Genomic DNA, 10,730 nt, shown 5'->3' with positions numbered 1-10,730 from the left:
GGCGAACAAATGCCACGGCGATTCTGCCCCCAACGTGCGGAGGATTTATGCGTACCTTTTTTGCACTGGATTTAGCCTCTGAGGACAAGCTGGCTCTCGAGAAGTGGCGCAGTAAGAACTTCCCGTTTTTCCACCGGCCGGTGCCGATGGCCAACTTTCATATCACACTGGCGTTTTTAGGCGACACCAGCGCCGATAAGATGGAGAAACTATTAAGCGGTGCTGATGCTATCGAGGCAGCGCCGGTGCGCTTCGATGCCAATCAAATGGGTTACTGGCAACGCCCCGGCATCGTCTTTCTGGGTGATAAACAGCCCGATGACGCCCTCTATGCACTGGCACAGAAGTGTCAGGCACTGGGCGCACGGCTGCGCCTTAACAAAGAAGACAAGCGCTACCACCCGCATGTCACACTGTTTCGCAAGGTGGAGCAGGCCCCACCGGTAGCACTGACTGAGCCTGATTTTTCGCTGAGATTTGACCACTTTAGCCTGATGCAGTCCATCCCCGCCCGCGACGGAGTGCAATACCGCGAGCTGGAGCGCTGGCCGCTGCGCAACACGTCCGAGAGCGATATGAGCATCCGCGAGCAACTAGCCAGGGGGTTATTGCGCTGAGGCTGGTAGGCCGGGAGTAGCAAACCAGATAGACAAGCTACCTATGATTAGCGATGATTAACCAAAGCCTTTGATTTGTAGACTAAGATGCAACAAACCTTTCGTCTTGTTATCGACTGCCCGGATCAAGTCGGGTTGGTGGCGGCGGTCAGTCAGTTCCTGGCCCAGCACAACGCCACCATTGTCGAAGCGAACCATCATACCGACCAACAAACCGGGCGCTTTTTTATGCGCCACGAAATTCGTGCCGACTCCCTGCCGTTGAGCCTGGAAGCCTTTCGCGGCGAGTTTGAGCCCATCGCCGACAGATACCAGATGAACTGGCGGCTGACCGACTCTCACCAAAAACAAAAAGTGGCCTTGCTGGCCAGCAAGGAGTCCCACTGCTTAAACGACTTACTGCATCGCTGGCACACCGGCGAGCTGCATTGTGACATCGTCTGCATCATCGCCAATCATCCGCACCTTCAGCAGTTTGCCGACTGGCATGACATCCCCTATCACTGGGTAGATTTCGACGCCTTAGGCAAGGCGCAGGCCTTTAGCGATATCGAGCACCTGCTGGATTTTTATCAGGTGAATCTCACCGTGCTTGCCCGCTTTATGCAAATTCTGCCCGATAACTTATGCCAGCGACTGGCGGGTAAGGCCATTAATATTCATCACAGCTTTTTGCCCTCCTTTGCCGGAGCGAGGCCTTATCAACAAGCGTACGAGCGCGGTGTGAAGCTTATCGGTGCCACCTGCCACTATGTCACCCCGGACTTAGACGAAGGCCCCATTATCGAGCAGGAAGTAATGCGCATCAGCCACTCAGACACCGCGGAGGATATGGTGCGCAAAGGCAAAAACTGTGAAAAGCAGGCTCTGGCCAATGGGATTCGCTACCACCTGGAAGAGCGGGTGATCATTCACCAGAACAAGACAGTGGTGTTTGCCTAGTTTTGCGTTACCTCAGGCAACGTCTCGATGCTAACCGGCTCGCCGGTACGCCAGGCTTCCCGCAGCTTGCGCTTAATCTGCATAAACAGAGCAATAAGCCGCAGGCTTTCATCCACATACAACGCATCGTCACCGGATGAAAGCTGCTGACCAATAATGGCTTTTCGCAAGGCGTTATAGCTATTCGTAAAGGCCTGCCAGTCTGCCGTGCTGTCGGCCTCTTGATGCTGCTGCAGCCAGTTTACAACCTCACCCGGTAAGTGCTCGGCCGGCAGTAATTGTTGTAGTTCCAAACAGGCATCCAGCGTCGAGTTCAGACGATCCAATACCGACAGTGCGGAGGTCAGTTGCTGGGATTGTGCCTGAGTCAGTGGGGAGACCGCCGTTTGGCGGATAAATTCATCCAGGCCCTCAGCCTGCTCCTTATATAGCCGCAGAGCCCCCTTTTCATCTTTGTGCAGCAAGGCAAAGCGGCTGATTTCGGCAAACAGAACATGCAGCTGCTCATCGATGGCATCCGCCGCCAGTGCGGGCACCGAGGCCAGGGATTTATCGATATTCAGCGCCTTACGCTGACGCCGGAATTTTTGCAGCAGCCAGTGACTGAGCTTTGGCTCCAGAAACACCATGATGACGGCGCCCAGTAGGTTAAAACAGCTGTGAAAGATGGCCAGAAACATCGGTATGTTATCGGCCTTCACAGAATCCCCCACCCATATCAGTAACAAGGGCAACAGCAACAATGCCACGCTGGCGGTAATCACATTAAACAATACATGCATGCTAATAAGCCGTTTGGCTGCGGCCGTTGCCCCAAAACTGGCCAACATAGCGGTTGAGGTGGTGCCTACATTGGCACCGATTACCGCAGCGGCCGCCATATCAATCCCCGCCACCCCAGTGGCCGATGCGGTTAACACAATGGCGATGGCGGCACTGGACGACTGAGTAAGAGCCGTCAGCAGCAGTCCCAACAGCGCACCAACGGCCACCGGCGACTCGAGCCAGTCGAACGACAGACTGTCCGGGGAGATACCGGTAAATGCGCCGCCCAAACCGTCGATGCCCATAAACAGCAAGCCAAAGCCTGCCAGCGCCATACCCAGCGACTGACCTTTGACATAGGGCGAGAAAATACGCAAAAAGGCACCGATGCCAATAATGGGCAAGGTGATGGCCGTGAGCTGAAACTTGAACCCGATCAGGGTCACAAGCCATGCAGTAAGGGTGGTGCCCACATTACTGCCAAACACCACCCATACAGACTGGGCAAAAGTCATCAATCTGGCATTGACAAAACCGATGGTGGCGACCGTTACCGCACTGGAAGACTGCACTAAACCGGTAATGGCAACACCGGCCACAAAGCCGCGCCAGCGACTGTTGATCCAATGTTTGAGGATGGATTTGAGAGCATTACCGCCCGCTACTTTCAGGCCTTCTGTCATTAACCACATGCCGGTCAAGAACAGCCCCAGAAAACCGATAATTTCACCCCAATTCATTGAGCACTGGCTCCTTTATGCCTTCAACTACAGACAGTATAGGCTCGAATACACAGTGATGGACCTGGATGAGATCAAGAGAATTGACAAAGAATGGCGATTAAATAGCCGACTATACAGGAGTCTTGGGTGGCCGAAGGTCGGATTGATAGCGGCGCTGTCTATACTCAGGCCTCAGAATAGAGCAGGTCTGGCGTTGTCAGCCCGACCTGCATTAACTCAGTAGCGCCCTCTACTGAGGGCGCATAATATCACTCACTGTGTGGCCAGCTGTCAGAAGCCGGATCGAGTGCAGGCTTATCCAGTCCGTAGCAGAAATTGCTATCATTAGCGGCATAGAAGACAGCCGGTAAAGATACAAACCCTGCCAGATCCAACTGGTTCTCGGCTGCGCTACTGTAACTCAGACCATATAAGTCGAAGAGCGCACGGTAATCCCGCTCAGCGGCATTACTCAGTGCTATCAGCATCCAGTCATTGTTACTCAAAGCCTTAGCTTCGGTAAGAGTAAAGCTGCCAAAACCCAGTCCATCACGAGCCTTTGACCAGGCTGTTACACTGTTCAGTGCAGCACTAAAATTGCGCTCCAGAATGTGTAAACGGCCCCACAAGTGCCACCCATTGTCCAATGCACCGCTGTTTTCAGCCGCCATTATAAATTGAACATAGGTCGTCACACCCAAGTCCCAATGAGTCAGGTTGTTTTTAGACATGGCTTGTTTGGGATCAGCCTCCTGTGCAGCACTCGAGAGTTGTTCATACAACTCCTCAAACGGCAGGCTCTGACACTCGGAGTCGGTCCCGTACTCAGCAGCGTAACGCGACTTAGAGTAGTAAGAGTAGATGTTGGTGGTTGCATGCAACTCCCAGATACTGCCATTCTCAGTGTGGAAACGGAACCGGTCGCTCTCCAGACCGTGACCAAGTTCGTGCAAGTCACCGTGCTTGGTCGGCCCGAATGCCCAGTTTGCATCATAAGGGTTACCGGAACAGCCTGCACCACAAGTGGCGCGATCGGCGTTCATATGCTTCGCCATGCTAAGGGTTTCAACGGTCAAGCCCCGGGCATTCGCGAAGTCATGTATCTCACCGACGGTATCGATACCATCGCCCTGCAGCCCCGCCACGATGTGGGGATAATTGGAGATATAAGTTTGGGTAGCGTTTGCAATCTCGCTGGCCGAAGACCAGAACTCGCTTGCGCTTACTGTTTCGCGCATTTTCTCCAATTGACTATGCACCTCAAAGCCAGGCGTAGACAACTCAGCCCAGTCGAAAGCGCCATCGGATAACGCCATATCGAACGTGTTGTCGTCTTCGGGACCATTCCAGTAAGGGTGCTCTCCCACCTGCTCAAACTCCACCGTTACATCGACTTCTTTGGTATCGAAATCGATCTGGATGGGACCGCCATAAACAGAAACGAAGGTCACACTTTCACCCGGTACAAGAGGCAGGGTTTCTCCTCTAAGGAAACGAGGACGGTCAAATCCCTTCTTCCAGATTTGGGTCGCCGCATCCCGCTGCGTATTCACAAAAACACCGGTAGTTACTGCATTGGTATCGGTGCGGGTTACTGTAACCGGCACACCCGGCAAAGCGTAGACTCCAGCAGCCAGGAACGGCTCTTGAGATGTGAGCGTGATGGTTCGATCAACCGGTGTAATGTGACTGAAATCAGTCCGGCTGAAAGCGCCCAGATCAGGCGGAGCTACCGCGGCATTGCGGCTTTGATACTGCGCCATGTCGGCAAACAATGCTCGTATATAGGCGGTATCTTCACCTGAGGTGTGATACATCGGATAGTTCACTTCCTGGCGATACAGGTCAGCCAACAATACAAGAAGCTTGTCTAATCTGTAGTCCGTCTCCTCGAAAAGACGAACACCCATGCGATCATAGTATTTTAAACCTGACTGAATTTGCGTAGCCACAGACAGGAAGTCAGATTCCAAACCAGCTACGTTACTGCACCAATCTTCAGAATCGCAGTTACTCAGGTCAAACGACCAGGCACCGTCTTCAAGATGCTGAATCAGCGCACTAAAGCTGGTGCGTTCGTCCGATATGTCGCCTCTCAAGTCACTGATACGATAGTTCTGTACTTTGTACTCGCTAAAGTAGTTCGAAGAACCAAAGACAATACCGAGTTCGTTGAAGATCGCCTGGCTCAGTTCGCGATGATACCAGCTTCTGTGCATGTATAGCACGGGGATGCCTTGCGCGCGTGCCTGTGCCAGAGCAGGCCGCACTGAATCGGCAATAATGCCATTCTCTCCGTAGCTGTTAGACAAAATCAGCAGTTGAACAGCATCGTCCGCCAAGCATTCCGCTAAAGCCTCACCATTACACGCTGTGCGCGCGTTGATGGTGACATCTGGATTCAAGCTTTGCAGCCAGTCCTCTGTGTAGACGCGGTCGTTGTAACCCACGTGAGAGAACACCACATTATTGATGGCTTCTGGCGGCTCTCCCGTGAGCCACTCCAGGCTGTTTCTCATCACTGTCAGCATAGTATCACTGACTGTAGCGTCGTTCTCAGCATCGTCGGCCAATGGGTTTCCTGCCATCGCCAGAAACGGCGCACTGGTATCCAGGCCTGCCAATGCCAATGCTACGGAGTCAGCTTTGTTATTACTTATCAATATCGGTGTGGCGTTACCAGCAACGCTATTGAAATAGATGGACTGTCGACCCGGATCCCAGGTAAGGTCTGCCAGCGACAGATTCCCTTTGGACAACAGGGCCTCTTCAATCTGTTGTGCCGTGGCCGAGGTTTCTCTCTGCAAATCTTCAAGAGCCTCTGTCACTTGCGCCGGCCCTGACAGACCTTCAATTGACCCCGTAGCCAGAGCACGCTCCAGTGGTGAGGACTCATTGGAATCGCTGTTTGCCGGATCCTCAGACATCTCAGCATCAGTGTCCGTTGGCTCATCGCTCACAACACCATCGTCGGTGGCCTGCTCGTCGCTCACAACACCATCATCGGTGGCCTGCTCATCGCTCACAACACCATCGTCGGTGGCCTGCTCATCGCTCACTACACCATCGTCGGTGGCCTGTTCGTCGCTCACAACACCATCATCGGTGGCCTGCTCATCGCTCACAACACCATCGTCGGTGGCCTGCTCGTCGCTCACTACACCATCGTCGGTGGCCTGTTCGTCGCTCACAACACCATCATCGGTGGCCTGCTCGTCGCTTACAGCACCATCGTCGGTGGCCTGCTCATCGCTCACAACACCATCGTCGGTGGTCTGCTCATCGCTCACAGCACCATCATCGGTGGCCTGCTCGTCGCTTACAGCACCATCATCGGTGGCCTGTTCATCAGTGACACCGCTGTCACCAACGACCTGATCATTAGAGGAATCACTGTCATTCTCTGCCGGATCACCAGACATGCCACTATCTGCACTCCAGGACGATTCTCCTGAGTCGAACGTCAAGCTCCAATCAGTCTCGCCCGATCCCGACCAATTGAAAACGTCCAGGTTGCTGCACCAGTCTTCAGAACTACAGTTACTCAAGAAAGACAACCAGACACTCTCACCAAGATCTTGAACTTGCGCTTCTATGTTTGTGTATTGTTCTGATATCTGCGCGTTCAACTCACTGACAGGGTAATCCACTACTTTATGTTCGGTGAAGTAGTTCATAGAACCACCAACAATACCGAGTTCCTCAAAGACTGCCTTGCTCAGGTCCTGGTGGTCCCAACTGTTGTGCATGTACAGCACCGGCATTCCCTGCGCACGCGCTTGCGCTAAAATAGCGCGAACAGACTCGGCGACATCGTCTCCGCCGCTGTTAGACAGGATCAACAGTTGGACGGCATCGTCCGCTAAACAATCCGCCAAAGCACTGCCATTACATGCGCTACGTTCATTGACAGACATATCGGCATTAAGGTCCTGCAACCACTCAACAGAATAGGTGTAGTCGGTGCGACTGAGATGGGCCAGCACCACATGGTCAAGGTTCTCCGGTGGGGTTCCGCTCAGCAGCCACGTTACGCCATTTCGCATCATTGTCATTAGAGTGTCACTGGCTGTAGCGTCGTTCCTTCCGTCGTCGCTCAGTGGATTGCCACCCATCGCAAGAAATGGCGCATTCTCACCCACGCCTGCAAGTGCCAGGGGCACCGACTCGTCGTTATTATTGCTCATCAGAAACGGAATGTTGTTACCAACATCGGTATCGAAATAGATGGAGTATTTACCGGGGTCCCAGGTCAGGGACTTTAAATACAGCTCCCCATTGCCCCACAGAGCGTATTCGAACTGCTGCACCGCAGTCACGGTTGTTGTCTGTGAGATATTGAATCCATCGGTACCGGAGACTGTGACCTCCGCTACCTGTGCCAGGCCAGGACCGCTGAAAGCGGCCGTGACGAACAGAGGTATCAAATTTTTCCTAAACATTAGAATGACTCATTTTGTAGATGATTTTGCGGAACGGTTGCAGCATCTAGCCTCATTTTTCGCAACTTCCGTTCCTTGTTTAAGTTGATCCCGTCCGCGCGATTTAGGTTAACCGGATTGCCACATAGCAATCGCCTAACTCGACCAAATTATACTTTCGGGCAAGGTAAACTGTAGCCATATCACTGTAGCCATCTGTAGCTATCTGTAGCCATCTGTAGCGATACAAAGGTATAAAAAACGCAGCGAAGCTCGAAGGTGGTACTGTTTAACACTGTTTCGGTGAAAAAAATAAACCAAGCAACAAAGACAATTGGAGGGGGTTATCAGCGACAGCACTGACCTTGCTGTACCGGCGGACATTTGACTGTGCCATAGGAGCAGTACACACAGCAGTCTCCCGGCTTGGGCCTGATGATGCGATGGCATTGTTCACATTGATAGAAAAACTGACAGGCGTCCGTCGGCATGGTTTCCTGTTTTTGATACCCACACTCCGGGCAGGTTATGGTGGATTCGAGGATTATCGAATTCATAGTGTTCACTCACCTCCGTATTAAGTCCGTGACTGGCTAAGCCGACTGTGTCGCGGTGTGAGCCTCACGCAAAATTTTTCCCCCACCCCACATCACTAACGCGGCAATCAGGGAGCCAATCAGTAGATCGGGCAAACGACTGCCCAGCACGGCCACCAGCACGCCCGACAACATCACCCCAATATTGGCGATGACATCGTTAGCAGAAAAGATCCATGAGGCGCGCATATGCACGCCACCGTGCCGATGTTTGGCAACCATCGCCAAACACACCACATTAGCCACCAGTGCACCAAGGGCTACGGAGATCATCAACAGGCTCTGTGGCTCGCTGCCATACACCCATCGCCGGACAACTTCGAGAAGCACTCCCAGTCCCAGAATCAGTTGCAGATAACCACTCACCCGCGCCGCCCCCGCTTGCCGACGAAGCCCCTGCCCCACTGCGTAAAGGGATAGCCCATAGACCAGGGCATCGGCCAGCATATCCAGTGAATCGGCAAGCAGGCCGGTGGACTGGGCAATAATTCCAAAGATCAACTCAACCACAAACATCACCCCATTAATCGTTAACAGCGCGATCAGGGTTTGCTTTTCAAGTTGGTCGGCCTGTTCACAGCCACAGTCAGACATTAAGGCGCTCGGCTAAAAACTGAGTTTGCATGGATGATCTATAACACAAACGGCAGCCTCTCGAACACGCCCCCGAGATAACGAGAGTCAATACTGTTGAACTGGTCGCTCGGCATCAGTTGCATTATGTATTTGGGCGTAGATTCCGAAGCAGACCAACTCCTGTCAGTAGCATTGAAATGGCTAAGCAAGCAATACCGACGTACATCACCCACTTAAAACCCGGCATGAAAGCCACACCAAAAAAGCCTGCAGGAACAATCACCGAAGCGATGGGCGCTCCAAGTCGAGCTAACCATTTAAGTGAGCCTGTGAAAGCGGTTTGATCGACCAATGGCTGAAGGATTAGGGATAACAGAACATAAACGCCTGCGTGAGCATGACCGGCTCGCCACAGTGACCACTGAGTTTCATTGAGGGACAAATTCCCGGGTTTTAACCCGGCAGTCCCCTCAGTGAGAATACCCAGAAGGGTAAGGCCACCATACATGATGCTTGGTACGGCGATGAGCAATAAAGCACTGACGATTTTACTCTCTCGGGAGAGTTGCATATAAGCGCTCCTGATTGAATGACGTAAAGTAACAATTAACCAATAATTTAACCTGCAGCAAAGCTGTCCTGGCATAGCCTAGCTGATATTGCGCTGTTTGCTTGTTCGGACTCAGAAAATAGCTTTCTCTCTATATCTCTGGAGTAAAAAGGGTCGTATATAAATTTATCCATCATCGCCAGGGCCTCTTAACCATCGACTGTCCTTGCCCATGAACACACCCGGCCAAGGTGTCTTCCCACCGCAGAGGCGGTGCGGGTCAAGGCACAAGCAAAATGATGCATCAATCATGAAGCTAATGAGGTGTTGAAAGTAACCGATGGCAGGCACAAAGCGGAGACTGGCCCCGGCTCGGTATTTTGATTATATTGCTATCCTGAATGGATTAAAAATCATACAATTTGAGAGTCACGCTTTGAAAAAAGGTAAGAGCATGTGAATGTAACCAGGCTGATAAGCGGGCAACGGATACTGCTGCTTCTTGGGGTGCTTCTCTATTGCCACTCAGCACAAGCACAACCTTCCGATTCACTAGCCATTGTCACTGGTGATGACTACTTTCCATTTGTAAAACAGAGTCTCCCCGAGTCGGGTTGGTCTCCCGCCCTGGTTAAGGCAGCTTTTAACGCAGTCGACATACCGGTCAGCATTGAGCACTTACCCTGGCCCGACGCTTACGACGCGACGCAAGCGAATCAATTCGATGCTATTTTTCCTTATGTACATACCCAGCGCCGCAGCGAGCAGTTTCTTTACTCAAACCCGCTCAACGTGACGCAGTTGCGTTACTACGTGAGCTCTCAGTCAGAGATACAGCACACACAAGACAGTATAGGCCGGTGTTTCTGCCTGCCTGAAGGCTACGAACTTGCCACCAACATTGCCAAGACCCAAATACCTTATGGGTATGATTATCATCGCGCGGACAGCGCATTAGCCTGCGCCCTATTAGTGGAACAACAGCAATGTGATCTGGGCTTCATCGATGCGCATCAAAGCCTGAGGTTGTTCTCCGACCAGCAGGGTCGATCTTTGGATCTCAGGGTATTGCCTGACATCATCGGTCGTACCACGCTGCACCTGCTTGTTCCCAAATCTCACCCGAGAGCTGGATGGGTACTAGAGAGATTTAATACCGGTTTAAGAAAAATAAACCAAAGCGGTCAGCGAAGTGTCATTAATCAACGCTTTGAAGAGATAAAAGACGAGGAGTAGCACTTGAAGAGTGTTCCTCAGACTACTTCATATGCACCTTACCTCCGATCATCTTTAGCGCTGGCGCGCCTCGAATCATGGTTTCACGGGCAAAGGCCTGTTTACAACCGGGGCAAACGCCTTCTTGATCGGTATGGTCTTTGACGATGCGCTCTTTAAAACACTTAACCAAGGCCCCTTTGCCGCCTTTACGGTACTTATAAAGCTGGGTCCAGCATTTGGCACAGTAGATATCAACGGTTTTTTGCGGGCCTTTAGGGTTCGGTTTTGCCATAAAAATCAGGCTACATCAATTAGACAGAATT

9 protein-coding genes are annotated in these 10,730 nt (G+C 52.2%); 3 read left to right on the top strand and 6 right to left on the bottom strand.

Translation table 11 applies throughout. The annotated features are described in order from the left end of the window. Nucleotides 1-47: 47 nt before the first annotated feature. Both thpR and purU read left to right on the top strand, forming a co-directional pair. Nucleotides 48-617 (top strand): RNA 2',3'-cyclic phosphodiesterase, encoded by a 570-nt coding sequence (thpR, locus tag HMF8227_RS02405; protein ID WP_109338655.1) that lies wholly within the window; start codon nucleotides 48-50, stop codon nucleotides 615-617. Nucleotides 618-704: 87 nt separating this feature from the next. Beyond that, nucleotides 705-1,559 (top strand): formyltetrahydrofolate deformylase, encoded by an 855-nt coding sequence (gene purU, locus HMF8227_RS02400; protein WP_109338654.1) that lies wholly within the window; start codon nucleotides 705-707, stop codon nucleotides 1,557-1,559. Here the strand turns inward: purU and HMF8227_RS02395 are convergent. From HMF8227_RS02395 to HMF8227_RS02375, 5 genes are all read right to left on the bottom strand, one after another. Further along, nucleotides 1,556-3,064, bottom strand: a complete 1,509-nt coding sequence (locus HMF8227_RS02395; protein ID WP_109338653.1) for a Na/Pi cotransporter family protein — start codon at nucleotides 3,062-3,064, stop codon at nucleotides 1,556-1,558. The genes purU and HMF8227_RS02395 overlap by 4 nt on opposite strands. Nucleotides 3,065-3,315: 251 nt before the next feature. Continuing rightward, the gene (locus HMF8227_RS02390) at nucleotides 3,316-7,488 is read right to left on the bottom strand and encodes an ImpA family metalloprotease (protein WP_109338652.1); all 4,173 of its coding nucleotides are present in this window, start codon (nucleotides 7,486-7,488) and stop codon (nucleotides 3,316-3,318) included. A 326-nt stretch (nucleotides 7,489-7,814) separates the two neighbouring features. After that, nucleotides 7,815-8,024 carry a GDCCVxC domain-containing (seleno)protein gene (locus HMF8227_RS02385; RefSeq protein WP_109338651.1) on the bottom strand — a complete coding sequence of 70 codons (210 nt, stop codon included), beginning with the start codon at nucleotides 8,022-8,024 and terminating at the stop codon, nucleotides 7,815-7,817. Between the two features lie 36 nt (nucleotides 8,025-8,060). Further along, complete coding sequence (locus tag HMF8227_RS02380) at nucleotides 8,061-8,657, bottom strand: cation efflux transmembrane domain-containing protein (RefSeq protein ID WP_109338650.1); 597 nt, start codon at nucleotides 8,655-8,657, stop codon at nucleotides 8,061-8,063. 124 nt (nucleotides 8,658-8,781) lie between these two features. After that, on the bottom strand, nucleotides 8,782-9,210 hold the full coding sequence (locus tag HMF8227_RS02375; protein WP_109338649.1) for a hypothetical protein: 429 nt from the start codon (nucleotides 9,208-9,210) through the stop codon (nucleotides 8,782-8,784). 435 nt (nucleotides 9,211-9,645) lie between these two features. Between HMF8227_RS02375 and HMF8227_RS02370 the strand changes: the two genes are divergently transcribed. Next, complete coding sequence (locus HMF8227_RS02370; RefSeq protein WP_109338648.1) at nucleotides 9,646-10,425, top strand: substrate-binding periplasmic protein; 780 nt, start codon at nucleotides 9,646-9,648, stop codon at nucleotides 10,423-10,425. 22 nt (nucleotides 10,426-10,447) lie between these two features. Here the strand turns inward: HMF8227_RS02370 and HMF8227_RS02365 are convergent, their stop codons facing one another. Beyond that, entirely contained in the window at nucleotides 10,448-10,699 is a 252-nt protein-coding gene (locus tag HMF8227_RS02365) for a hypothetical protein (protein WP_109338647.1), read from the bottom strand. Nucleotides 10,700-10,730: the final 31 nt, after the last annotated feature.

Source organism: Saliniradius amylolyticus (genome assembly GCF_003143555.1).
In the GTDB taxonomy this organism is placed as follows: Bacteria; Pseudomonadota; Gammaproteobacteria; order Enterobacterales; family Alteromonadaceae; genus Saliniradius; species Saliniradius amylolyticus.
This window is presented reverse-complemented; position numbering and strand designations above follow the sequence as displayed.